This window comes from Flavobacterium sp. N2550 (assembly GCF_025947265.1).
GTDB lineage: Bacteria > Bacteroidota > Bacteroidia > Flavobacteriales > Flavobacteriaceae > Flavobacterium > Flavobacterium endophyticum.
Genome location: NZ_CP110007.1, coordinates 2,754,925 through 2,780,418, shown reverse-complemented (window position 1 = coordinate 2,780,418; position 25,494 = coordinate 2,754,925). Strand labels below are relative to the sequence as shown.

At 38.0% G+C, this 25,494-nt stretch carries 23 protein-coding genes; 14 read left to right on the top strand and 9 right to left on the bottom strand.

Annotated elements, in window-relative coordinates:
* The first annotated feature begins 24 nt into the window (after positions 1–24).
* The 5 genes from OLM56_RS12290 to OLM56_RS12270 all read left to right on the top strand — a co-directional run bounded on the left by OLM56_RS12290 (position 25) and on the right by OLM56_RS12270 (position 6,555).
* Positions 25–1,527, top strand: coding sequence for a RagB/SusD family nutrient uptake outer membrane protein (locus OLM56_RS12290; protein WP_264527159.1), 1,503 nt, complete (start codon positions 25–27; stop codon positions 1,525–1,527).
* A 73-nt stretch (positions 1,528–1,600) separates the two neighbouring features.
* The gene (locus OLM56_RS12285) at positions 1,601–2,842 is read left to right on the top strand and encodes a glycoside hydrolase family 71/99-like protein (RefSeq protein ID WP_264527158.1); all 1,242 of its coding nucleotides are present in this window, start codon (positions 1,601–1,603) and stop codon (positions 2,840–2,842) included.
* Positions 2,843–2,869: 27 nt separating this feature from the next.
* Positions 2,870–4,879 (top strand): glycoside hydrolase family 97 protein, encoded by a 2,010-nt coding sequence (locus OLM56_RS12280; protein WP_264527157.1) that lies wholly within the window; start codon positions 2,870–2,872, stop codon positions 4,877–4,879.
* Between the two features lie 342 nt (positions 4,880–5,221).
* Positions 5,222–6,124, top strand: coding sequence for an outer membrane beta-barrel protein (locus OLM56_RS12275; RefSeq protein ID WP_121377054.1), 903 nt, complete (start codon positions 5,222–5,224; stop codon positions 6,122–6,124).
* On the top strand, positions 6,121–6,555 hold the full coding sequence (locus OLM56_RS12270; protein WP_264527156.1) for a DUF2147 domain-containing protein: 435 nt from the start codon (positions 6,121–6,123) through the stop codon (positions 6,553–6,555). Before OLM56_RS12275 ends, OLM56_RS12270 begins: the two co-directional genes overlap by 4 nt.
* Positions 6,556–6,569: 14 nt before the next feature.
* Here OLM56_RS12270 and OLM56_RS12265 read toward each other — a convergent pair whose 3' ends face one another.
* A complete protein-coding gene (locus OLM56_RS12265; RefSeq protein ID WP_264527155.1) occupies positions 6,570–7,157 on the bottom strand; it encodes an HPP family protein in 588 nt (195 codons plus the stop codon).
* Positions 7,157–8,419: a chloride channel protein gene (locus tag OLM56_RS12260; protein WP_264527154.1), complete on the bottom strand. Its 1,263-nt coding sequence runs from the start codon at positions 8,417–8,419 to the stop codon at positions 7,157–7,159. Before OLM56_RS12260 ends, OLM56_RS12265 begins: the two co-directional genes overlap by 1 nt.
* A gap of 253 nt (positions 8,420–8,672) precedes the next feature.
* On the opposite strand from OLM56_RS12260, the gene OLM56_RS12255 reads away from it, so the two are divergent.
* The 7 genes from OLM56_RS12255 (at position 8,673) to acs (ending at position 17,711) form a co-directional block, all read left to right on the top strand.
* Positions 8,673–9,092 (top strand): helix-turn-helix domain-containing protein, encoded by a 420-nt coding sequence (locus OLM56_RS12255; protein ID WP_121377051.1) that lies wholly within the window; start codon positions 8,673–8,675, stop codon positions 9,090–9,092.
* Positions 9,093–9,197: 105 nt separating this feature from the next.
* Positions 9,198–10,577 carry a porin gene (locus OLM56_RS12250; RefSeq protein ID WP_264527153.1) on the top strand — a complete coding sequence of 460 codons (1,380 nt, stop codon included), beginning with the start codon at positions 9,198–9,200 and terminating at the stop codon, positions 10,575–10,577.
* Between the two features lie 20 nt (positions 10,578–10,597).
* Positions 10,598–12,136, top strand: coding sequence for an MFS transporter (locus tag OLM56_RS12245; protein ID WP_182494433.1), 1,539 nt, complete (start codon positions 10,598–10,600; stop codon positions 12,134–12,136).
* A 12-nt stretch (positions 12,137–12,148) separates the two neighbouring features.
* Complete coding sequence (locus OLM56_RS12240; protein ID WP_182494434.1) at positions 12,149–12,373, top strand: DUF6814 family protein; 225 nt, start codon at positions 12,149–12,151, stop codon at positions 12,371–12,373.
* A 257-nt stretch (positions 12,374–12,630) separates the two neighbouring features.
* Positions 12,631–15,327 (top strand): ATP-binding protein, encoded by a 2,697-nt coding sequence (locus tag OLM56_RS12230; RefSeq protein WP_121377046.1) that lies wholly within the window; start codon positions 12,631–12,633, stop codon positions 15,325–15,327.
* Positions 15,328–15,337: 10 nt separating this feature from the next.
* Complete coding sequence (locus OLM56_RS12225; protein ID WP_264527152.1) at positions 15,338–15,706, top strand: response regulator transcription factor; 369 nt, start codon at positions 15,338–15,340, stop codon at positions 15,704–15,706.
* A 97-nt stretch (positions 15,707–15,803) separates the two neighbouring features.
* Complete coding sequence (gene acs, locus OLM56_RS12220) at positions 15,804–17,711, top strand: acetate--CoA ligase (protein ID WP_121377044.1); 1,908 nt, start codon at positions 15,804–15,806, stop codon at positions 17,709–17,711.
* A 65-nt stretch (positions 17,712–17,776) separates the two neighbouring features.
* Here the strand turns inward: acs and OLM56_RS12215 are convergent, their stop codons facing one another.
* Positions 17,777–18,772, bottom strand: coding sequence for an SIMPL domain-containing protein (locus tag OLM56_RS12215; protein ID WP_264527151.1), 996 nt, complete (start codon positions 18,770–18,772; stop codon positions 17,777–17,779).
* Between the two features lie 161 nt (positions 18,773–18,933).
* Here OLM56_RS12215 and OLM56_RS12210 point away from each other — a divergent pair, with 161 nt between their 5' ends.
* Together OLM56_RS12210 and OLM56_RS12205 are read left to right on the top strand one after the other, a co-directional pair.
* A complete protein-coding gene (locus OLM56_RS12210; RefSeq protein ID WP_264527150.1) occupies positions 18,934–19,839 on the top strand; it encodes a hypothetical protein in 906 nt (301 codons plus the stop codon).
* 65 nt (positions 19,840–19,904) lie between these two features.
* The gene (locus OLM56_RS12205) at positions 19,905–20,360 is read left to right on the top strand and encodes a hypothetical protein (RefSeq protein WP_264527149.1); all 456 of its coding nucleotides are present in this window, start codon (positions 19,905–19,907) and stop codon (positions 20,358–20,360) included.
* A 106-nt stretch (positions 20,361–20,466) separates the two neighbouring features.
* Here OLM56_RS12205 and OLM56_RS12200 read toward each other — a convergent pair whose 3' ends face one another.
* The 6 genes from OLM56_RS12200 to OLM56_RS12175 all read right to left on the bottom strand — a co-directional run bounded on the left by OLM56_RS12200 (position 20,467) and on the right by OLM56_RS12175 (position 25,365).
* A complete protein-coding gene (locus OLM56_RS12200) occupies positions 20,467–20,853 on the bottom strand; it encodes a hypothetical protein (RefSeq protein WP_121377040.1) in 387 nt (128 codons plus the stop codon).
* A 4-nt stretch (positions 20,854–20,857) separates the two neighbouring features.
* Positions 20,858–21,265 (bottom strand): GreA/GreB family elongation factor, encoded by a 408-nt coding sequence (locus OLM56_RS12195; RefSeq protein WP_264527148.1) that lies wholly within the window; start codon positions 21,263–21,265, stop codon positions 20,858–20,860.
* Positions 21,266–21,280: 15 nt separating this feature from the next.
* The gene (locus OLM56_RS12190; protein ID WP_264527147.1) at positions 21,281–22,561 is read right to left on the bottom strand and encodes a Glu/Leu/Phe/Val family dehydrogenase; all 1,281 of its coding nucleotides are present in this window, start codon (positions 22,559–22,561) and stop codon (positions 21,281–21,283) included.
* Positions 22,562–22,565: 4 nt separating this feature from the next.
* A complete protein-coding gene (locus OLM56_RS12185) occupies positions 22,566–22,781 on the bottom strand; it encodes a hypothetical protein (RefSeq protein ID WP_147406632.1) in 216 nt (71 codons plus the stop codon).
* Between the two features lie 167 nt (positions 22,782–22,948).
* The gene (locus OLM56_RS12180) at positions 22,949–24,274 is read right to left on the bottom strand and encodes a sigma-54-dependent transcriptional regulator (RefSeq protein WP_264527146.1); all 1,326 of its coding nucleotides are present in this window, start codon (positions 24,272–24,274) and stop codon (positions 22,949–22,951) included.
* A gap of 2 nt (positions 24,275–24,276) precedes the next feature.
* Positions 24,277–25,365: a sensor histidine kinase gene (locus tag OLM56_RS12175; protein WP_264527145.1), complete on the bottom strand. Its 1,089-nt coding sequence runs from the start codon at positions 25,363–25,365 to the stop codon at positions 24,277–24,279.
* Positions 25,366–25,494: the final 129 nt, after the last annotated feature.

Sequence of the window (25,494 nt, the reverse complement as noted above, 5' to 3'; positions counted from 1 at the left end):
TTGATAACCTTAAAATAAATTAAAATGAAAATCAAAATAAAAGCAGCATTACTCCTGAGCCTTCTCTTTACCTTTTCATGTACAGATTTGAGCGAAGACCTATACGATAGGGTCGAGGATGATGATTTTGGAACGACTCCTAACGAGATCGAAGCGCTTGTAGGCGGGGCTTATTCTTCTTTAAGAGGCTTCAGCGATGGAATTTCTAATTCTTTCCCGACCTGCGAATATGTATTCTTTTTGAACGAGGTGGCTTCAGACGAGGCTACTATTCCGACTCGAGGTACCGATTGGTACGATGGCGGAAGATACCAACAAGTACAGACGCATACGTGGGATGCCAGCAATGGTATGATCTTGTCCGCATGGCGCTACTGCTATTCGGGAATTGCAAAAATCAATGCGATCATCTACCAGATTGATAAATCAGGTTTGAGCGCAGAGGCCAAAGTGCCGATTTATGCAGAATTAAAGTCTATCAGAGCCTACTATTATTATTTGCTTTTGGACATGTTCGGAAACGTGCCAATCGTCACCAATTTTGAAGAGCAGTCTTTGCCATCGAATTCATCCAGACAAGAAGTGTATGATTTTGTGGAATCTGAATGGTTAGATGCATTGCCGCATTTACGTCCGAATGTGGTCTATTCAAAATTTACTAAAAATGTAGTCTATGGCCTATTGGCAAGACTTTACTTGAATTCAGAAGCTTTTGTTGGAACTGCCCGTTGGCAAGATTGTATCAATATGTGCCAAAACATTAGTGGCTATTCGTTAACGACAGACTTCTTTGCCAATTTTGCTACCACGAACCAGACATCGAGCGAAATCATCCTTTCGATTCCGTATGATTCCAACGCAGGAACTGTAGGCAACTATCTTTCGTCTATGAGCTGCCATTACTTACACCGATTCACGGTTTCGGCTACTGGAGATTATCCATGGAGCGCCAACGGAATCTGCGGACAGCCAGGATTGTATTCTAGTTTCCAAGATACGGATAAAAGAAAAAAATGCATGATTCAGGGCGACCAGATCAATCTGGCAACAGGCTCAGTCATCATCATGGACAGCGGACAGCCGTTAACCTACACAGAAGACATCGTGAATTTTACAGATGCGAAACAAAACGAAGGCGTAAGGCTGGGCAAATACGAAATAAAAGCAGGCGAAAAGTGGGAACGCGATCACGACTGGGTACTGATGCGCTATTCAGAAATCTTGATGATGCAGGCAGAATGTTATGTACGATTAGGTTCGCCTGATCTTGCGGCTCCGTTTGTACAGCAAATAACTTCGCGTGCCGGAACAGAAATGCCAGCTACTATCGACCTTGCTTTTATTGATAAAGAATTGCTTCGTGAGTTTACGTTTGAAGGCAGAAGAAGAACCGACAATATCCGTTTCGGTACTTTTTTCCAGCCATGGTGGCAGAAAGGCGCTACGCCAGCGTCAAGAGCGATATATCCAATACCGACAACTGTGCTGGCTACCAATTCAAACTTAGTCCAAAATCCTGGATATTAGGTTGGCAAATGGCAGTCTTCTGTGTTGAGTTAGTCATAGAAGGCTGTCATTTTTAATAATTAATCGAATTACGATGAAAAAATATCTATTGCCCTTATGTATCAGCATTCTCAGTGTAACTCTTGCGTCTAGCTGTAGCAAAGACGACTCCAGTTCCAATCCTCCAGATTCAGAGCCTCTGGCTCCTGTGGCGGTGGCCAAGACAAACGATACCAAAATCTACATGCATTATATGCCTTGGTTTGAAACTAATGAAAGCAGTCCCAACAACCAATGGGGCTATCATTGGACCATGGCAAACAAAAATCCGAATACTGTTGATGCCAACGGAAGAAGGGAAATTGCCTCCCATTATTATCCGCTAATCGGTCCGTATCATTCTGGCGACAAAGAGGTCATCGAAAACCATCTGCTGTTGATGAAATATGCCGGAATTGATGGGATATTAATCGATTGGTATGGCACGTATAACCTTAACGATTATAGAATACTTAAGGAAAACGCCGAACAGCTTATTGACATGCTCGATGAAGTAGGTCTCGAATATGCCATCGTTTACGAAGACCGTTTCTTAAACGATATTGTGAATGCCGGGCTTGCTCCGACAGTAACTGGCGCTGCCAAAACAGACATGAACTATATGCAGGCCCATTATTTTGGCGATGCCAATTACATAAAAATCAATAACCGTCCGCTGTTGTTAAATTTTGGCCCTATAACGCTGACTACTCCTGCAGCCTGGACAAGTACTTTTAGCGGACTCAATCCAAAACCTACTTTTTTGACTTTATGGAACGAGTCTGGGGAAGCAGGTACAAACGCTTCTGGCGAATTTGCTTGGGTGTATCAAAACAATAATTCGCTAAGCAGCTTTTATGCTTCCAACCTTCCAAATCTAGGAGTTGCTTTTGGAAGCGCTTATCCAGGTTTTAATGATTTTTATGAAGAAGGAGGTACGTCGACAACTATTGGCTGGACCATCAATCACAATAATGGGGCAACGTTAGACGAAACACTTTCGATGGCTCAAAATGCTGGAGTAGAGTACTTGCAGCTCATTACATGGAACGATTTCGGAGAAGGAACTATGATTGAGCCGACAGTAGAATTCGGTTATTCGTATATCGAAAAGATAAAAACATTTGCAGGAGTCCAGTATTCAGGAAACTATTTCAGTGCCATCAGCAGGCTCCATACGTTGAGAAAAACCTACAGAAATAATGCTGCCATCCAGCGCAAGCTCGACCTAGCTTTTAATTATTTCGTTTCCATGCAACCTAATAAAGCCGCTACGCTACTCAATGAAATTCAATAAGCACCTAAATTAATGCAAAATTCAATAATGAAAAATAATCTATACCGTTTCTGTCTGATAGCCTTGGCTTCCATCTTGCTTATATCCTGCAGTGCTAAAAAGACCTATATCGTAAAATCTCCAGGCCAAAATAACGAGCTCATTTTTAATCTGACCCAATCCGGACAGCCACAATACCGATTTTCTTCTAATGGGAAGTCAGTAATCGAGCCTTCTTTATTAGGATTTGAATTTGAAGGCATCCGGAAAATGACCGAAGGCTTTGAAGTTGTAGCCACAGAAATCAACACAGCTGATACTGTTTGGGAACAGCCTTGGGGAGAATTTAAAAAAATTAGAGATCATCACAATGAGCTCATCATTCACTTGAAAGACGGAGAAGGAAGGCTGGTCGATATCATCTTTAGGGTTTTTGACGACGGCTTGGGCTTTCGATATTCTTTCCCGAAACAGCCAAATCTGGACAAAGTGAAGATTTCCAACGAGATTACGCAGTTCACATTTCCTTTTGATAATGATGTCTGGTCAATTCCGGTGCATTCTGATAACAGCTATTATGAAAGCTTTTATAAAAAAACTCCGATGAGCCAAACCGATACCATCAATACGCCAGCTACTTTTGAAACCAAGAACAATCTTTTTGTAGCAATACATGAAGCCAACCTGACAGATTTTGCTTCGATGACCTTGCTAAAATTGCCAAACAATCAGTATAAAAGCGAACTGGTGCCTTGGGCAGACGGCGTAAAAGTATATGCGCAAGCTCCATTTGATACACCTTGGAGAACCGTAATCGTAGGAAAGACTCCTGGCGATTTGGTGACTTCAACATTGATGCTCAATTTGAACGAGCCTTCTAAGATTAAAGACATTTCATGGATTGCACCTTCAAAGTACATCGGCATCTGGTGGGGCATGCATTTAGAAAAATATACGTGGGGGCAAGGCGAGAAGCATGGTGCTACTACAAAAAATACTAAAGAATACCTCGATTTTGCCGCAGACAATGGTCTTGATGGAGTTTTAGTAGAAGGCTGGAACCAAGGCTGGGATGGCGATTGGACTGCCGACGGAACTGCTTTCAGTTTCGTAAAACCGTATCCTGATTTTGACCTTGACGAAATAAGCAAATATGCCGCGATGAAAAACGTCCGCTTAATCGGGCATCACGAGACTGCTGGCGCTGCCAAGCATTACGAAAGCCAATTGGACGATGCTTTTAAATTGTATAACAAGATGGGTGTCAATACCGTAAAGACGGGTTATGTAAACAAATATTTGGATAAAAAGGAATGGCACGACAGCCAATATGGCGTCCGTCATTACAGAAAAGTAATCGAGACTGCGGCCAAATACCATATCATGATCGACAACCACGAGCCTGTAAAAGGAACAGGATTACAGCGTACCTATCCAAATTTTATGACTCAAGAAGGAGGAAGAGGGCAAGAATACAATGCCTGGTCTGCAGACGGAGGCAATACGCCTGCGCATACGGTTACGTTGCCTTTTACCCGAATGCTTTCTGGTCCGATGGATTATACGCCAGGCAACTTCGACTTTGACTATAAAACAGCGGCTGGCGCAAAAGTGCTGACTACGCTGGCGCATCAATTGGCGTTGTATGTTGTTCTTTTTAGTCCGTTGCAGATGGCTTCCGACTTGCCGGAAAATTATGTCGGCAAGCCTGAATTTAAATTCATAAAAGAAGTTCCATGCATATGGTCGGATACCAAAGTACTGGATTCAAAAATAGGAGAATATACTACAATTGTCCGTAAAGATTGGGATGGACAGAACTGGTATTTAGGTTCTATTACCAACCAAGATGCCCGAAAGCTGAAAGTGTCTTTGTCTTTCCTAGATTCCGGAAAGTCCTATAAGGCAGAAGTGTATGCTGATGGAGACGGGGCTGATTATAAGACCAATCCTTATCCTGTTAGTAGGTCTTCCAAAACGGTAAACAGCACTACGATATTGGATATAAATCTGGCTGCGGGTGGAGGAACAGCTATAAAATTCACGCCTATTCCATAGTTGATTCTAAAAGTATTTTCATAGATTTTGTATATTGTGATTAGCGGAGCTCAAGGGCTCCGTTATTTTTTGGTGAATTTTTTTACCAATCGAAAATCAGTCACACACCTAGGAATCCAGTATCAGCCTATTGATAATGCGATAGTAGAGGCCATAGAGTATTTTAAATCTTTGGAGAAATAAGTCCTTGTCACGACCAATCATGATTGTAGGATTAGTCCCAATTGTTAAGGTATGGCTAAAATAGGAACTGTTCTAGCTCAAAATGCCTAACTTTAATATGCATCCTGTCCAAGACTTAACAGGAGCAGAACTAATTCCTTTTAATTTAAAATCTATATCATGAAAAAGGTAAGCTTACTAATTTGTACACTTTTTATGGCGCTTACAGGCGCGAAAAGCCATGCTCAAGAGTTTTATATACGCGGCGGCGTGGGTTATGTTACCGAATCAGGAAAGACTGAGTTTAATAATGCTGATCCAAATGGACTGACAATGATTCAGCAATCGACGGATATTACTATAAATCCGGATGGAAGTGCTAGGATAAAATCATTGAGCGGTACGCTTGGCGGCGGTTTCAAGGCAAACATCACGGCAGGTTATATGTTCAATCCCTATGTAGGAGCCGAGGTCGGATTTAATTACTTTTCTGGATATGACAAGACCATCGGAAAATTTACCAGTCCACAGCTACAATCAGAAGAAATTGCTTATTTGAGAGGACTCGATATTGTTCCAGCTATCTATCTTACACCGGCTTTTAGCAAGCTGAATCCTTATGCTAGAATAGGACTTATCATTCCTGCAGCAGGAAAATTACACATCGAAACAACGGCCAACCAGACCGATGGAGGCGGAGCCGGCACCGATATACATATTAATGCAGAATCGGAGGTAGAATCTAAGTTCAGCGTTGGTTTTGTAGGTGCGGTAGGTGTCACGTATCCAATTGGACCAAAACTTCAGGTTTTTGGAGAGCTTGAATTTAAAAACTTAAGTATCAAAAGCAAGTCAGCCGAAATAACCAAATATGAAACCACGGCAGTTACAGACGGGAATGCCGTATTGGTTCCGGGCCAACAGCTAGCTGATCTGCCTGTGAACGAAAAGAAATTTATTTTTTCGGATACTTTTACACAAGGACCTCCTGATCCTAATTCACCACGAAGAATTCCGACGCAATACGTAAATGCTAGCGGCGTGGGTATCAATGTAGGAATCCGTTATAGTTTTGGAAAATGAAAAAGCTGCTAGTATATGGTATTTTTCTGCTATTCGCGGGAATACAATCTGGACAATCCCAAACAGTTACCGGAAAATGGAAAACGTTTGATGACGAAACCGGATCGGCCAAGTCTATTGTCGAAATTTATGAGAAAAATGACAAGATTTATGGCAGGGTTTTAGAAATCCTTGAAAAAGGCAAAGAAGACAAAATCTGTGAAAAGTGTAAAGGAGCTAAAAAAGATAAGCCTATAGAAGGGCTGGTAATCATTGAAGGCCTTACCAAAGACGGCGATACTTGGGAAGATGGCACAATCCTCGATCCTAAAAACGGAAAAGAATACAAATGCCACATTACGCTTGAAAATGCAAACAAACTAAAAGTTCGGGGGTACATAGGTGTTTCGCTCCTAGGAAGGACGCAATATTGGACTCGCGTTGATAAATAACACTAGAAAGCTCTCTAATTTGGGAGCTTTTTTCTTTTTCGCTTTCTAAGGATTGGAACGGCAGGATATTTTCTTTTTGGCGTCAGGTTGTTGAAAATCAGTGCAACAATTAAAAGAATAAGCGCACCGCTAAGCACAGGAGAAATGACATACATATATCCCAGCTCTTTGATCTGCGCACCGCCTGTAACAGCAATTAACGCCGTAGCGCCTCCAGGAGGATGTAATGTTTTGGTAATCTGCATGAACACTATCGAAAGTGAGACAGCCAGGGGAGCAGCAATCCACAAAATATCAGGGACCAATTTCTGGACTGAGACTCCAATCAGAGCAGAAACCACATGTCCGCCGATTAAATTTCGAGGTTGCGCCAATGGACTCTGAATCACTCCGTAAACTAAAACGCACGAAGCTCCGAAAGAACCGATCAAGAACACAAAATCCGACTCGTTCATTTTGCTATATTGTAGATAGGCGATCAGTCCCATTCCGACAAACGAGCCTATGAAGGCCCAAAAATGTTCCCTGAAATCGACAAGAGTTTCTTTGTATAGGACATATCTTGTCTTGCGATAAGTACGTTTTATCTTTCGAATCGGCATCAGGCGGTTTTTTGGACGTAAGTGTATACAGTGTAAGGACAAAGCTTTTGAGCTACGTATCTAGACACTAAAGACACGGCTAGGATGGGCCAGAATAAGACATAGCTTCCTACGAGTCCGCACACTAAAAATAACGCCGTAAACGGAGCACTAATGCTAGCACTGAGCATGGCTGCCATTCCGATTACCATAAAATTTAACGGAATAACACCTGCATTAAAAAAACGATTGGATACAAAAGCAAACAACAATCCGAGTAAGGCTCCGATAAAGATGCTAGGAGCAAAAACGCCACCATCGCCGCCAGAAGACAAGGTAACAGAAGTCATTACAGGTTTCAACAGTATACATGCTGCCAATGTCAGAAGTATCGAAACTGCGGGAATAGCCGTATTGGATGTTATAATATTTTCTTTTACAGCATGATAGCCATCGCCAAATAATTGAGGGAAGGCAAATAATCCAATTCCGACAATTACTGCGCCAAGTACAACTCTGTAATACGGCGTTTGTATTTTTAAAAACAAGGATTTTATCTTGAGTACACATTTTGTAAGATAAACAGAATTCAGTCCTGCTACAATTCCGAGCAAAATAAAATAAGGAATTGCATGGTAATGCCATTGCTCAAGACCTACGGCAAACAGCGGTTTTTCGTCTAAAAAGAATAAAAACAATCCTGCAACGCCCACGGCTATAGCAACTGCAAATAAAAAAGACTTGGATAATTTTTTTGAGATGACTTCATATGCAAACAAAAGCCCGGCAATCGGACTTGCAAACAAGGCAGCCACTCCAGCAGCTACTCCAGCACAAATTAATTCGGTTTTGTATTTCTTCAAAAAACTTTCTTTGGAATGGGCAATCGAGCCTACTGCTGCAGAAGCCACGACTGTAGAAACTTCGATACCTGTAGAGCCGCCAAAAGCGACGGTAATCAAACCATTGATAAAATGGGAAGGAATTTTATAAGCAGGAAGGCTTTTGCCTGGCTTTGTGCTTTCAAAAACTTCCTTAATGCCTTTGTTTTCTTTGTTCTTGAATAAATAGAGCCTTAAAAAATAGATGACAGAAAGTCCTATAAAAGGAAGTATCAAAAGCAGAAAATTGTTTTTTTCTGTCCTGCCGAAGAAAATTTCTTCATAATGCTCTGTAACGTGTTTCAATGAAATGGCAAGAAGAGAAGCAAGAAATCCTATTAAGGATGCGGCAAGGGCAAGCTTCAGCCATTTTAATCCAATTACTTTTTTGCGAATTTGCATTTCTGGAATGTGATTTATGCAAAGATAGTCATCAATATTCGTTTGTTTCTTATTAAATTCTTAAAACCTTTGAAGGTCTAAAGTTTTTGTTTTTCTGTTACAAAAACTTCAATATACAGAAAGAGAGCAAAAGCTTACGAATCATCAATAAATTCAGAATAAAATTATATAGTGTGTAAAAATATTTTAATTTTTTAATCATATTCTTTATTGATATTTGCTAAAATAGTATATTTATGCAAAATTTATATACATGGAGATTTTAGCCTGCCCAAAATGTCAACGGAATGAAATTGTAAAAAGTGGTGTCATCAAAGACAGACAGCGGTATTTATGTAAAAAATGTAATTATTATTTTACAGTCAACAAGATTGGCAAAAAGATAGATAATTACTATGTTACCAAGGCACTTCAGCTCTATCTTGAAGGGCTAAGTTTTAGGGAAATTGAAAGAATTCTAGGAGTGTCGCATGTAACCGTCAGCAATTGGATCAAGGAGTTTAAAGTCAAAAAGCCATCTCATGCGGATTACCATCCTACTTATAAGATATACAGTCATTTAGAGTTAGTTGAGTTTCTTAAAAACAAAGAACAATTGTCAGGTGCAGGAATGATTATTACCGAACTAGGGGATAAGTTTATGCTCATAAAATGGGAACGTTTCAAGGATTAGCTATACCATTTTACAATTATATATATCTATATTTTTTTCATCGTTTCAATTATTGAATTTGGTACTCCAATAAGCGAAGTATTAACACAATAAACTAACTAGATTATGAAACGATTTTTTTTGATTGCAGTAGTTTTATCGGCCTCCCTTAATGGTTATTCGCAAGGCGCTCCCGATTATGGTAGTGGTCTTAAATTCAACCTGAACGAGGAAGGCTCAAAATACCTCAGAGTATTGGCGTGGAACCAAATCTGGTTTCGTTCTTCAGAAATGAATCCCGGAACGATGATTAATGGGGAAGAAGCAACTACCAGTACCGATATCGGAAACCGCAGGCTTCGAATCCTACTTCAAGCCCAACTTTCAAAACGCTATATGATCGTGACCCATTTCGGAATCAATAACCAGACTTTTACTAACGGAGGAGCAGCTGGTACTACAGGAACTGGAGGATACGGACAAGGCAAAAAGCCAGGATTATTTTTTCATGACGCATGGAATGAATATGCGATAGTACTGCCAGAAGCTGACAAAAAATTCAGTCTTTCGCTTGGAGGAGGATTGCATTATTACATGGGACTTTCACGTCTGACAATGGCTTCAACTTTAAATTTTCTGACTATCGATTCACCTATTTTTAGCTGGCCGCTTATTGAAAACTCAGATCAGTTTGCCCGTCAGATGGGACTTTTCGCAAAAGGGAAATATGGCAAATTCGAGTACCGCGTAAGCTACAACAAACCGTATGCGACCAATATTGCTCCCGTAGACGTAGCAACTTCTGATTTAGCGGTTGCCGTAGATAACAACGGAAATACCAAATGGTCTAAAGCAGGTTATTTTGAATATCAATTCCTAGATACAGAGTCGAATGTTTTGCCGTATAAAGTAGGGTCGTATTTAGGAACTAAAAAAGTGTTCAATTTAGGAGCAGGATTTTACAACGCTCCAGATGCTACGCAGACTTCTGTAGCAGGAAATATTGATAAGCACGATATTACGTTGCTTTCTGCTGATGTATTTGTTGACATGCCGATAGGTAAGCCAGAAAACAAAATGGCGTTGACAGCTTATAGCGTATTCTATAATTATGACTTCGGTCCAAATTACCTCAGAAATTTAGGTATTATGAACGTAGGTTCTGCCGATCCAGATTTTACTGGAGACAGAGCGCTTGCCGGTGCTGGAAATCTCCAAGCGATGATGGGAACTGGAAATATCTGGTATACGCAAGCAGGTTTTTTATTACCGACTGCGCAAGAAAAGCCAAAAGTAAGAATCCAGCCTTTTGGAGCGTATACTTATAAAAATTTCGAAGCCTTAGACAAAGCCAGCAGTCAGTTTGATATCGGAGCAAATTTCTTTATCGATGGACACCATGCAAAAGTAACCACACAATATTCTACACGACCTGTTTATACTTCGCCTGATACTATCGACGGGCAGAAAGGCGAATTCATCGTTCAATTGCAAATCTATTTATAAAAACTAAAAACTATTTTTATATGAGTACAACATCTACAAAAGGAATTTGGAAAGTGATCACAGCCTCCTCGCTGGGAACCTTGATCGAATGGTATGATTTCTACATTTTTGGAAGTCTAGCCGTGGTTATTTCTACTAAATTCTTCCCCGCAGACAACCCCACTGCTGCTTTTCTATCCACATTAGCCACTTTTGCTGCAGGTTTCGTAGTGCGTCCCTTTGGAGCTTTATTCTTTGGACGATTGGGCGATTTGATCGGCCGTAAATATACTTTCATGGTTACGCTTTTGCTCATGGGAGGGGCTACCTTCTTGATTGGTTGCGTTCCTAGTTATGAAAGTATCGGCTTTATGGCACCGCTTTTAGTATTGGTACTGCGTCTGTTGCAAGGCTTGGCGCTTGGTGGTGAATATGGTGGTGCGGCAACTTATGTGGCGGAACACTCACCGCTGGGTCAGCGTGGCTACTGGACATCTTGGATTCAGACTACAGCAACTTTCGGATTATTTATTTCCTTGATGGTTATTCTTTTGACAAGAAGCGTATTGACTCCGGAGCAATTTGACGAATGGGGCTGGAGAGTGCCTTTCTGGGTATCTATCTTGATGGTATTTGTTTCTTACATTATCAGAAAGAAAATGGACGAGTCGCCTGTTTTTGCCAAAGCGAAAGCCGAAGGAAAAACAAGTACCAATCCGTTGAAAGAAAGTTTTGGGAATAAATACAACCTGAAATTTGTCTTACTGGCCTTATTTGGTGCAGCAATGGGACAAGGTGTCGTATGGTATACTGGACAGTTTTATGCCATGAGTTTCTTGAAAACGGTAATGTTTGTTGATTCTTCGCAAGCCGATGGTTTACTGGGGCTGGCTTTATTATTCGGAACGCCTTTCTTCTTGTTCTTTGGTTGGCTGAGTGATAAAGTAGGACGAAAAGCCATCATGATGTTGGGAATGCTCTGTGCAATATTGCTTTACAGACCGATTTACAAAATGATGTATGAAACGACAGATGTAAGCCTAAAGACGGAAATTGTCGACAAAGCAAAGCTGGTAGCCATAACTAAAGAAAATAGCCATCAGCAATTGGATTCGATCTATACCGCTACCAAAGAATTTGCAGACGGAACCAAATGGACTCAGGTGAAAACGATCCATCTTCATGACGGACAACCTGTTCTTGATGATAAGGGAGCTGTGAAATCAGATACAAAAACCACGGTAAACATTAATGATACCGACAAATGGACGCTTATTTTCCTTATTTTTATACAAGTCATTTTTGTGACGATGGTATATGGCCCGATTGCCGCTTTCTTGGTAGAAATGTTCCCTGTGAAGATTCGATATACGTCGATGTCGCTGCCGTATCATATCGGTAACGGAATTTTTGGAGGACTGCTTCCCGCCATATCGACTTACTTTGTAACCAATGCTAAAGAAAATGGCGATCCTCAATTTTATCTCGAAGGATTATGGTATCCGATTGTAATCGCTGCTATCAGTTTCTGTATCGGAATGGTCTACTTGAAAAGAAAAAATAATATCGAAAACGAATAAAAAACTAAAAATATGAACGCATTAAAAAGATTTCTCGGAATAATATGGCTGGCCTTGGCCGCAGCCGCAGCTTATTTTTGTATTTTTGAGTTTGGCTACCCTAAATTCGTTTCTGGCAAGCAGGAAGACTTGGTATTCGGGATCATTATCCTTTTTGTACTGACTCCATTGATTGTATTGGGACTGGGAACTTTTGGGTATTATGCCCTTACTGGCGAATATGACGAAAGAAAATAATAATAGTTTTTAATAAGACGATAGCTCTTGGGATTCCTCAAGGGCTATTGCTTTTTATCATTACCTGTGTATGAAAAAACGACACGAACAAAAATTAATCATTGTTTCGCTAATCCTGTTGCTAGGCTTCAACATGCCATTGATGCTGTTGTTTGACAGCGCATCATCGATAGGAGGGATTCCTCTGATTTATATTTATTTTTTTTCTCTGTGGCTTTTTTCGATTTTAATTTCTCTTCTCGTAATCAAAAGATATTATGAGTAGCTTCGGACTTTTACTAATTCTTTCGGTCTATCTGGGCTTGCTCTTTTTGATTGCACATTGGGCAGAGAAAAAAGGCAATACAAAATGGACTAACAATCCATATGTCTACACGTTATCACTCGCTGTGTATTGCAGTGCCTGGACATATTACGGAAGTATTGGAGTTGCTGCTACATCCGGATTGAATTACCTTCCAATTTATGTAGGACCGATAATTATTATTCCTGCGTGGATTATCATTCTTCGGAAAATCATCCGCATTTCAAAAGTCAATAAGATTTCAAGCATTGCCGATTTTATTTCGCTACGCTACGGGAACAGCCGTTTTTTAGGTGCATTGGTAACATTGATCAGTATTTTTGGAATCCTGCCTTATATCGCTTTGCAATTAAAAGCCATTGCAGAGACCTTTCATATCGTAAGCAAGACTTCTTCGCAGTCAAATATTTTTAGCGATACGACTACTTATGTAGCAATAGCATTGGCTTTGTTTGCTTCTTATTATGGGACACGCTATGTTGATGCCTCTGAAAAAAGAAAAGGTATCGTGACCGCTGTTGCGATGGAATCTATCTTAAAACTTTTCTTCTTTATTCTCCTGGGAATTTATGTCACTTTTTTCGTGTTTGATGGTTTTGAAGATATTTATGCTCAAGCTAGTGTTTTGGAAAATTTTAAAGAAAAAAACACCATAGGAGGGATTCCGCAAGCCATTAACTGGTTTTTCCTTTGTGTGCTTTCGCTTTTTGCTATTTTCTTGTTGCCGAGACAGTTTCAGATGTCAGTCGTCGAAAATAATCGTGAAAATCATATCAAAACAGCCGTATGGCTTTTCCCGCTGTATTTGCTGCTGTTCAATATTTTTGTCTATCCTGTGGCATGGGGTGGCAATATTCTTTTTGAAGGAAAAACAGTCAATCCGGATACTTATTCGTTATTGATTCCGCAGTTTTTTAATAACCAAGTCGTAACTATATTGGTATTTCTTGGAGGATTTTCAGCTGCTATTTCCATGATTGTAGTTTCTTCCATAGGATTATCTACGATGCTCAGTAACAACCTTTTAATTCCCTATGGATTTTTAGGACGATTGCAAAGCGGTTCCCAAGAAACAAATACCAAAAAAATCGTGCAGATTCGAAAAGTCGGTATTTTTCTGCTGATTATTCTTTCTTATTTTATTTACAGGATTTTTGTGCTGGAATACAATCTGTTTTCGATAGGAATGGTTTCTTTTGTAATCATTGCACAGCTAGCACCTGCATTTTTTGGCGCTATTTTGTGGAGAAGAGGATCCAGAAACGGAGCAATTGCCGGAATGATTGCTGGTTTTTTTATCTGCGGTTACACATTATTAGTTCCGTATGCCATAGGCATTACCAATTTTGATAACAGTTTTATTACCAATGGTCTTTTCGGAATCGAGTTATTAAAACCCTTCCAATTATTCGGAATTGACTATCTGGATCCAGTACCACAAGCCTTGTTCTGGAGCATACTATTCAACTGCTTGATTTATTTGGCAGTTTCTGTAAGTTTTAAAGGCAATTATAGGGAACGCAATTATGCCGAAATGTTCGTAGATATCGACAAATACATTACGATGCACGAGAATGCATTTATCTGGAAAGGAACGGCTTACATCAGCGATATTCAAAAAGTATTAAAACGTTTTTTGGGCGAAGAACGTACCAAGAGAGCTTTGAATCTTTTTAGCCTTAAATATAACATCGACAAAAATCAAGAACTTGCAGATGCCAGGCTTATCAAGTTTGCAGAAAACCTATTGACGGGACATATCGGAACAGCTTCTGCCAAAATATTGATTGCGAGCGTGGTCAAGGAGGAAAAAATTACGTTGCCCGAAGTTCTAAAAATTTTAGAAGAATCGAAGGAAAACATTATCATCAACAAGAAACTTACCGAAACATCACGTGAATTAAAAGCGATTACCGCGCAGTTAAAGATGGCCAATGAAAACTTGGTAATAAAAGACAAGCAAAAAGATGAATTCTTGGATACGATTTCGCACGAATTGCGAACGCCGATAACCGCAATCCGAGCTGCAACTGAGATTCTCCATGATGATGACGAGATTCCGCAAGAAATGAGAAAGCAATTTCTTCAAAATATCATTTCGGAATCAGACAGATTAAATAGACTGATTTCCAAAATATTAGATTTGGAGAAATTTGATTCAGGAAAACAGAAAATCTATGTCACGCGTAATAACATCTACCATACCATTTCTGAAACGGTAAAGCAGTTGAACCAGCTTATCGAGAACAAGAATATCAAAGTAGATATTGTTTCGGAGAAAAATATCGTCAAGGCGTATTATGACGAGGATCGGATTATACAAGTACTACATAATTTGCTTTCAAATGCCATCAAATTCTGTCCGAACCAAGACGGAATAATTACTATCTTTATCAAGGAAAACGAAAAGTATATTGAGGTTGCTGTAGCAGACAACGGTAAAGGAATTGACAAAAATGATTTCGAAGCCATCTTTGATAAGTTCTATCAGTCGCAAAACCAAAACATTAAGAAACCTATCGGAAGTGGTTTAGGACTAGCAATTTGCAAAAAAATAATCGAACATCATCAAGGAAAGATTTGGGCTGAAAATGCATTAGATTCAGGAGCCAAAATACTGTTTACGATTCCAAAATACACGAAAGAATAAAACCATTGCCATGAAAAAAATATTGATTGTAGATGACGAGCCTAATATTGTCATGTCTCTAGAATATACGTTTAAGAAAAATAATTTTGAAGTATTCATCGCCCGAGACGGACAAGAAGCTCTCGACATCCTGCAGACAGCCCAGCCTAATATTATCATCCTTGATATCATGATGCCGAATGTTGACGGCTACAATACTTTAGAACAGATTAAAAGAGAAGAAAAACTAAAAGACACCAAAGTCATTTTTCTTTCTGCCAAAAATAAAGAAAAGGACATTGAAAAAGGCCTTTCCCTTGGCGCCGATCTCTATATGACCAAGCCTTTTTCTGTCAAAAAACTAGTAGAGCAGGTCAATTTGCTCCTTGAAAAAGAGTAAAATCATGTATATCTATTTTGCATAAATACATATACAGTTAGGACAATGTTTAGTATATTTACATTTATTCAATACACATTATAATTCCCTTACGATTATGAGCTATTATCAAGTCAAAAATCTTGAACAATATTTCAAGCACTATAATAAATCCATCCGCGAACCTAGAAAATTTTGGGATAAAATTGCGGATGAAAATTTCACTTGGTACCAAAAATGGGACAAGGTGGTGGAATTTGACATGCAGGAGGCCGATGTGAAATGGTTTCTGAACGCGAAAGTTAATATTACTAAAAACTGTATTGACAGGCATTTGGCGAAAAGAGGCAATAAGACAGCTATTATTTTCGAGCCAAATGACCCGAAAGAAGAAGCACAGCACATTAGCTATAATGAATTATACGACAGAGTTGCAAAGATGGCCAATGTTCTTCGCGAGCAAGGCATCAAAAAAGGCGACAGGGTTTGTATTTACCTTCCTATGATTCCCGAATTGGCTGTTTCTGTTTTGGCTTGTGCTCGAATAGGAGCAATACATTCTGTTGTTTTTGCAGGATTTTCCGCTTCAGCGGTTACATCAAGAATTAACGATTCGCAATGTAAGATGGTCATCACTTCCGATGGCGGTTATAGAGGAAACAAATCAATTGATCTTAAAGGAATTATCGATGAAGCCCTTGAAAAATGCCCATCAGTAGAAAAGGTGCTTGTCGTAAAAAGAACACATGCTGAAATTAACATGAAAACAGGGCGCGATTTGTGGCTGCAGCCTTTATTAGAAGAAGCTATTCCTAACAACGTAGCTGAAATCATGGATGCAGAAGATCCTTTGTTTATCCTTTATACTTCAGGTTCTACAGGAAAGCCAAAAGGAATGCTGCACACTACTGCCGGATATATGGTTTTTACGGCCTATACATTCAAAAATATTTTCAATTATGAAGAGAATGATGTCTACTGGTGTACCGCTGATATTGGCTGGATTACAGGGCATTCTTATATTTTATACGGTCCGTTATTAAATGGTGCGACTACTGTAATTTTTGAAGGAATTCCTTCTTATCCAGATTTCGGACGATTCTGGGATGTAATTGACAAACATAAAGTTACGCAATTTTATACAGCACCAACGGCAATCCGTTCTTTGGCTAAAGAAAATAGCGAATGGGTGGAAAAACACGATTTGTCTACATTGAAAGTTATCGGTTCAGTAGGGGAGCCTATCAATGAAGAAGCTTGGCACTGGTATAATAATCATGTAGGAAAGAAAAGATGCCCGATTGTTGATACGTGGTGGCAGACGGAAACGGGAGGTATCATGATTTCGCCATTGCCTTTTGTAACGCCAACAAAACCAACCTATGCTACTTTTCCTTTACCTGGCGTTCAAGCCGTACTGATGGATGAAAAGCGTAATGAAATTGAAGACAACCAAGTCGTAGGAAGCCTTTGTATCAAATTTCCATGGCCGGGAATGGCACGAACAATCTGGGGTGATCACCAGCGATTTAAAGAAACTTATTTTACCGCTTTCCCTGGGAAATACTTCACGGGCGATGGTGCTTTAAGAGACGAAGTAGGTTATTACAGGATTACGGGTCGTGTAGACGATGTAGTTATCGTTTCCGGACATAACCTTGGAACAGCACCGATCGAAGATGCTATCAACGAACATCCGGCAGTTGCTGAATCTGCTATTGTAGGATTTCCGCATGATATCAAAGGAAATGCTTTGTATGGCTTCATCATCTTGAAAGAATACGGAGAGTCGAGAGACCGAGCCAATTTGGCAAATGAAATCAATCAGCACATTTCGGGGCATATCGGACCGATTGCAAAATTAGATAAAATTCAATTTGTTTCTGGACTGCCAAAAACGCGTTCTGGAAAAATCATGAGAAGAATTCTTCGAAAAATTGCCGAAGGTGACTTCTCTAATTTTGGCGACACATCAACATTGCTGAATCCTGAAATCGTTGAAGAAATCAAGAACGGAAGATTATAATTTTGATTTAAATATTTAATTGTTGGAACAGCTTCAATCAAAATTGGTTGAAGCTGTTTTTTTATTTAGTTTTTTAAATCTAATGTTTTTATATCTCCATTAGGCGTAATAATATGGTATATTTTTTTGTCTTTGTCCTTTTTCTCCTCCTTTTTCTTCGTTTTATAAGTAATACTAAATTCCATTACATATTGGATACTGACAATCGGAGACTCAGAATTCATGACTTTGTCAAAAGAGTCAGGATCAATGCCATCATAATAAAAAGTCTTGCTTTTTCGCTGTTCTTGCCTCACTAATACTTTGTTGGAATTGTAATAGTCGTTATAATAGCTTACATCGGAACTTTCAAAGGCAGTATAATTTTTGTACTGTTTTCCAGGCTGGATGCTATAAAAATTGATCGAAAGTTGCGGTTCATCTTCAAAGTCTCTTTTCGCGAATGTATCATAAATTTTGCTTCTGGATTTTAAAAGCTCATTAGCCTGCACAAGCATTTCATCATAGATTTTTTCGGTATCGTTTTTTTTATAATCTACTTTTATGATATTATAAATTTCGTGTTCCGAAGCCAGATCAATCACCTTGTCAAAGAAGCTTATTTCTTTCAGCTTAATGATGATATTCTTTTTAATTTCAAATCCTTTATCGACCTGACTTACATTAACTTGATTCGATGTTGAAGTTGATTTGTAGTCGTAAATTTTTGTTTGAGAGATAAAATCTATAAAAATTTCATCTTCCTTAATTCCCATCTTTTTCAGGGCGTTTTTAAAACCATCCAACCGTTTATTAATCTTTGCATTGCAATCTTTTACGGATAAGGATTCTTCGTTAAGTCCAAGAGTAACCACATAAGAATCAGGCACAACATTATTCAAAATATTGATTTGATACGTAACTCCTTCTGAATTGTAGACGACCTTTCCTGCATTTTGTTGAACAATGCCTACGTTTTTATAATTATAGGAATTTTGATTCTCATACAACTGATTGGCTGCATGTTGAGAATAGACCATGCCAAAAAATAAAAGGCTAGCAGCAGTGATTTTTAATTTCATCTTGATTGTTATTTAAAGTTTATGCCGCAAGATTACAACGACATCTAAAATCAAGTTTGGCAAAACCACTTTCCTTTGGCTGTAACCTTTTTACAATCTTTTACAGTAGTTTTACAGTAGATTTTTATATCTTTCAAACTACATTGAACCTATTTTTATTGATGTCCGAATTAGAACTATTCCAATTTTTAAAACAAGAAGTGCTTTTGACCTATCAGAAGCAGTACCCTTATTTTCAAGGAAATTGGAAAAGCTTTTCTTCACAAGATATTCAGAACCTGATTGATTCTATAAGCGAGAAAACAAAGCAAAGCATCAGCGAAAAATGGATTTATACTCATTTGAAACCAGAGCTAAATTCAAAATTGCCTAGAAAAGATATGTTAGATATCTTGAGCCAATTTTCTGGATTTTCTGGCTGGGATGAATTTGTTTTCAAGAATAGGGAAGTGGCTTTCAAAGAAAAAATAAAGCTGCCTAAAAAAAGCAAGAAAAATTCTTTTATCATCGTTGGAATTGTAGTTGCTTTAACTATTGCCGGACTTCTTTTATATTCCAAGAAAAAAACGACTCAAAAGTTCCAATTAAAGAATCAATTTACAAATGAAACTATTTCGACAAAAGAAGTAAAAGCCTATACGATCGAAAATAACAAAGAAATCGAAGTTCCCATCCAAAATGCCGAAATAGAAGTCGAGCTTAAAGATGAAAAAACAAAAGTTGTTATTCAAAGCCCCTATTATAAAAAGCAAGAAGTAGAAATCGCTAAGGTTTCTGGAAAAAACGAAATTTTATTACAGCCGGATGATTATGCGATGATGCTCAAAGCTTTTATGAAATCAGACATCAAAAATTGGGAAACGAGAAAAATTCAATTAGATAAAATTTTATCCGTAGACTTAGAAGTAATTGTAATGCTCAAAAATGATTTGGGAATCGAGTATTTCAACAAAAAAGAATTTTCAGAAAAGCTAATTGTTCCGACCGAATCATTGAAAAAAATGCAGATTTTGGAAATAAAAAACAATGAAGCAGGAAAAATAGAATTTATAAGAATCAAACAATGAGATATTTTGTCGTTATAGCCTTCTTTTTTTGCAATTGCCTTGTTGCGCAAGAGGCAAATAACACTATGATTAAAAACGATATAAAAGCTAATTTTTCAGTGAAAGTTCTAGAAGCGTATGAAGAAAATTCTTTTTTGAAAGTGAAAGATTTTTATCAATTGTTAGAAATCTATTCTGCTAAAAATTCTTCAGAAGCTTTACAAAAACAAGTAAAACAAAATATTTTTTCCTTATTTAAAGAAAACGTCTTGGTTTCTGATTTCTTTACTTCTGATAAAATTACAATAGAGAAATTGTTAGAAAAGATAGCTTCAAAAGGACTAAAATTTCAACTACAAAATATTCAAAAAGAAGCAACATCAAGTAATTTTTGGACAGCTTCGTATGCGTTGATAATTTCCCGAGATAAAGAAATATTGCAAAAAAACGTACAGCAAAAGATATATTTTTATCCAGAAGAAAAATCTTTCGGAAGCAAAAGAAAGGAAGTTTGGAGCATTCTTTTGGGAGAAATTCAATAAAATAAAAACACCGGTTTACCCAACCGGTGTTTTAAAAAAGTAATTGTCTCAAACGAATTTACTTAATAATCATGTATATTCTCAATTACTTTAATTCAATTAAAAACTATTTATTATTGATTACAGAAAAGACTGTCTTTTTGAAATTTCTGTATTGATAAAAATGAGCTTCAATTTTTTCTTTGAATTCATTATGTGAGTTCAGGAAAAAAGTTTCACATTGAAGGTCTTCACATTCTTTCAATACTTCTAATTTTCGGTCATAGGCGATTAATTCTTCTTGAAAAGCTAGATTATAGAGCTTAAACTCGTTCATTCTCTCCATAATATTGGAATATAATTTGTCATTTTTGATGCCCAACAAATTAGAAAATAAAACAATTTCTTCTTCTATAATAGCCACTTCATCGTTCCATCGATCTACATCTCTGTTGATAAAAAACTTCTGTAGATCGTCTTGGTCCTGATGTACTTTGATTACCTCTTTTTTCATAAAACTATTCTTTTTGCAAAACATCCGGCTGTTCGACGTTCAAGATTTTGATAGCATTGATACCAGACGGAAACTGCCACATGATTTCATCAGAAACAGCATATCCGAATAAAGCAAGTCCCATAGGCGCTAGGATGGATAACTTATTTTTTGAGATGTCGCTTTTATCTGGCGTCACGATTTGGAAACTTTTAGGTTCGCCAAAAGGCATCTGTACCGTTACAATCGAATTAAATCGAACAACTTCTATCGGCATGTTTTCATTATTGATAATCGTTGCCGATTTGAGTTCATCTGTTAATTTTTCGATCGAAGCTTTATAGGTTTTGTCTTTATTATGATCTGCATTAGAGATAATCTGTCTTAGCAATTCATATTCTCTTTTTTCAATGATTATTTCTTCGTATTTCATAATTATTTTCTGCTATTAAGGGAAAATGCCACGTTGCACATAAGCGGTTTCAATTCTAGAAATAGCCAAGATATAAGCTGCGGTTCTCCAATCTACATGGCTTGTATTGACGGTATTTTGTACTTTTTTATAACTTTCCGTCAGCTTTTTTTCAATCTTGGCCATTACTTCATCCAAAGGCCACAATTCGCCGTTACGGTTTTGAAGCCATTCGAAATAACTTCCGATAACGCCTCCAGAGTTGCATAATATATCTGGAATGATTGTGACACCATTTTCTAATAAGATTCTTTCTCCTTCGTTATCTGTTGGTCCGTTGGCGCCTTCAGCAATTACTTTTGCCTTGATATCATACGCATTGGCACCTGTAATTTGATTTCCTAAAGCGGCAGGAATTATGAAATCGCAATCCAAACCGAAGAAATCTTTAGGATCCATTTGTTTTGCCCCTGAAAAGCCTTGAATGGAACCTTTTCTGGGCTTAGAGTGTTCGTATAAATCATGGACAGAAATTCCTTCGTCATTAATAATTGTAGCATGTGCATCTTGAACAGCCAAAAGCAAAGCTCCTTCTTGTTCTAAAAAGTAAGAAACCCAGTAGCCTACATTTCCAAATCCTTGCACGATGAATTTTTTTTCAGACAAAGATTCCTTTTTGTTTTCAAAGAAAAGCTTTAAAGTCAGGTAAACACCGAATCCTGTAGCACGGTCGCGGCCTTCTAAGCCTCCAGAACCCACAGGTTTTCCGGTTACGACGTGTTTGTTGTTGGATCTTTCGGACGGCGATTTCGTGGACATATAGGTATCTGCAATCCAAGCCATTGTCTGCTCATTGGTATTTACATCTGGGGCAGGAATGTCTAGTTCTGGCCCGATATTTTCTCCTAAAGCGTATGTAAATCTGCGCGTGATGCGTTCTAATTCTGAAAGAGAATAATTTCTAGGATCGATCTGGATACCGCCTTTGGCACCTCCGTAAGGCAATCCGGCCAACGAAGTTTTCCAAGTCATCCACATTGCCAGCGCTTTGGCATCATCCACATCCATAGTGGGGTGGAATCTCAAGCCGCCTTTATATGGACCGAGGGCATTATTATGCTGTACTCTGTATCCGGTAAAAACTTCAACTTTCCCATTGTCCATTTTTACAGGAAAGTGGATAATAATTTCATTATTTGTTATGGATAAAATCTTCCTGATATCAGGATTCAGATTGATAACGTCAGCCGTCTTATTGAACTGTTCCATTACATTTTCATACATGCTTTTTTTCGCAGGTTCTTTTATAGTGATCATAATTTTATTGATAGTGTTCGCAGGATATTTTTTTGTTTTCTTGCCAGATGCAGTAATTATTTCTGTCGCAGTTGATGCACAGCCCAATTTTTACCTGATGCTGTAAAAATTCTAGACCGCATGATTTGATGCCGTTGAAAATATTCTCTGTACAAGTGATAATAGGAAGCGCAACATTAGGAGGATGTCTTAAAGAAGAATCCTGTAGTTTTTTTGACATGATAATTGTATTCAGTTTTTATTGTGCCATGCTATTGACAAACTGCATGCCATTGTAAAAATGAATTTATATATTTATTGATAATCAATTGATTATATGATGTATTAGTAATCAAAAGAAAAAAATGCTGGAGAGAAAAGAATCAATCGGGTAAGAATTACTCGATTTTAAAGCAGTTTTTGACGTAACGTTTTTCTGTCGATCTGGAGGATTTCTGCCGCTTTTGTCTTGTTATCGCCGACAGCATGAAGTACTTTTAAGATATGCTCTTTTTCAATATCTTTTAATGTTTTTAGGAGATCGTCTTCGGTAGGATGCTGGTATTTCAGATAGTCAGGAATGTCAGATACATCAATTTCTGAATCGCTCATAATAATCATTCTTTGGACGATATTTTCCAATTCACGTACATTTCCTGGCCAAGAATGGCGAATCAAAATCTCGATGGCCTTATCTGAAATCGTACAGCTTGGTTTTCCATATTCGGCGCCATACTTTTTCAGGAACATCGTAATCAAGGGATAAATATCGTTTTTTCTTTCCCGTAGCGGTTTTGTCTCGATGCTAACGACATTTAATCGATAGTATAAATCTTCACGAAAACTTCTTTTTTGAACCATACCGTAAAGGTCATTATTTGTGGCAGAAATAATCCTTAGATCGATTTTTTGGGCTTTTTGAGACCCAATCATTGTGACTTCTTTTTCCTGCAAGACCCTTAAAAGCCTTGTCTGTACTGCCAATGGTGCAGTTCCGATTTCGTCTAAGAAAATAGTTCCTCCATTTGCAGCTTGAAACAGACCTATTTTGGTTTCGTTGGCGCCTGTAAAAGCTCCTTTTTCATAGCCAAATAATTCCGATTCCATCAGGTTTTCTGGAATACCGCCACAGTTTACGGCAACAAAAGGATTAGAAGCAAAAGCACCTTTGAAATGAATCGCTCTTGCAATCAGTTCTTTTCCCGTACCGCTTTCTCCTTGGATGAGAACGGTCGCTTTGTTGTTTTTTACACGTTCAATGACGTCGACTAAGTTTTCAAATTGCTCAGAATCACCGACGATTCCTGCATAATTTGTCACTTTTTTGTCTGAATCAGAAGTAATAAAATTAGCTTTAGTATTTATTTTTCCTTGAAAAGAATTTTGCACTGCTTTTTTTAGTTCTTCACTCGTAAATGGTTTTACCAAATAATCCAGAGCGCCCGCTTTTACTGAGTTTACAGCAGTATCAACAGATGGAAATCCTGTTATAACCAGTTTGGGAATTTTAGGAAAATGTTCTTGAGCAAATTTAATCAGTTCGATTCCGTTTAAACCCGGCATTTGGAGGTCTGTAATCAGCAAATCAATAGGAACCACTTTGAGAATATCAATAGCTTCCAAAACGGAAGAAGCTTTATACGTATGAAAGTTTTGTGCCTTTAAATTACGCTGCAATAATTCCAGCATATCATAATTATCATCAACGATCAATATGTTTTCTTTTTTCAGCATTTTTATGAATTTAAAGGTAATCTTATTTGAAAAATAGTGCCTGTGGGCTGGTTGTCTATGGCAATGATATCGCCCTTGTGGCTTTTGATAATTCCGTGGACAACACTTAATCCGAGGCCTGAACCTTCACCGATTGGTTTTGTGGTAAAGAATGGCTCAAATATCTTGGATTTGATTTCTTCAGGAATACCGCTACCTTGGTCGGCAATTTCAATAAAGAAATTTTCAGAATCTGAAGTTACTTTTACGGTTATGAGGCTATTATTTGGAGCTACATAAATCGAATTGATTAAGATATTAAACAGCACTTGAGTCAGTTGGATATTATCAATCTGTGCTTTTAAATCGGGATTGTCAAAAATCAGTTCATAGGAAGCATGTGCTTTTCTGAAATTTGGACCGAGCAGCGACAAGGCTTCCACAATGATTGGTTTTATCGAAACGACTTCCATATTTTGGGGCATTTCGCAGGCAAAGAACATTAGTTTTTTGACAATTTCTCTAGAATAAATTGCTGCATTGATGATTTTTGAAACGTCTTGCGAAACCTGACGGTTTATATTTTGCTCATTGATCAATTCTGCAAATCCAAGAATATTTCCTAAAGGCGTATTTAATTCGTGAGCAATTCCTGCAGTTATTTCTCCTAAAATGGAGAGACGGTCAATACGTTCCACACTTCTTTGAAGTTGTTTTTCTTTTTCTTTGATACTATTTTTTTCAACAAAACCGCTTATTTCTAGCGCTACTTTGTCTAATAGCTTTTGTTCTTCGTCTAAAAAATAAGTTGTGCTATCTGAAGGATAATGCACTTTTATAAAACCCGATTCTTTTTCAAATATAAAAACCGGACTCGCTTGAAAATTAGAATCTTTTGGCAAATCTGACGTGCAGAAATAAAAATCATTGAGTTTTAATTCAACAATACTGGCTTCGCTGAACCTCCAAGCTACCTTTACGATGCTACAAATTTCTTTTAAAATTGCTTCTGAACAGGTCACGTTACCGCTTATCGTCTTTGAGATATCATAAAGACAGCTGAGCTCCTTGATGCGTTCCTTGAGTTTTTCTTCGGTGGATATTTCAAGCATAAGTTCTGGTTTTTAGAGGAATTTTAAGCTCGTGAAAAAGCCAAAGTTACTTATTAAAGCAGAAGCAGGAAAATATTTGCGTATTTTAAAATTAGGGAAGAAGCAATTTGAATCTTACAAACATAACCT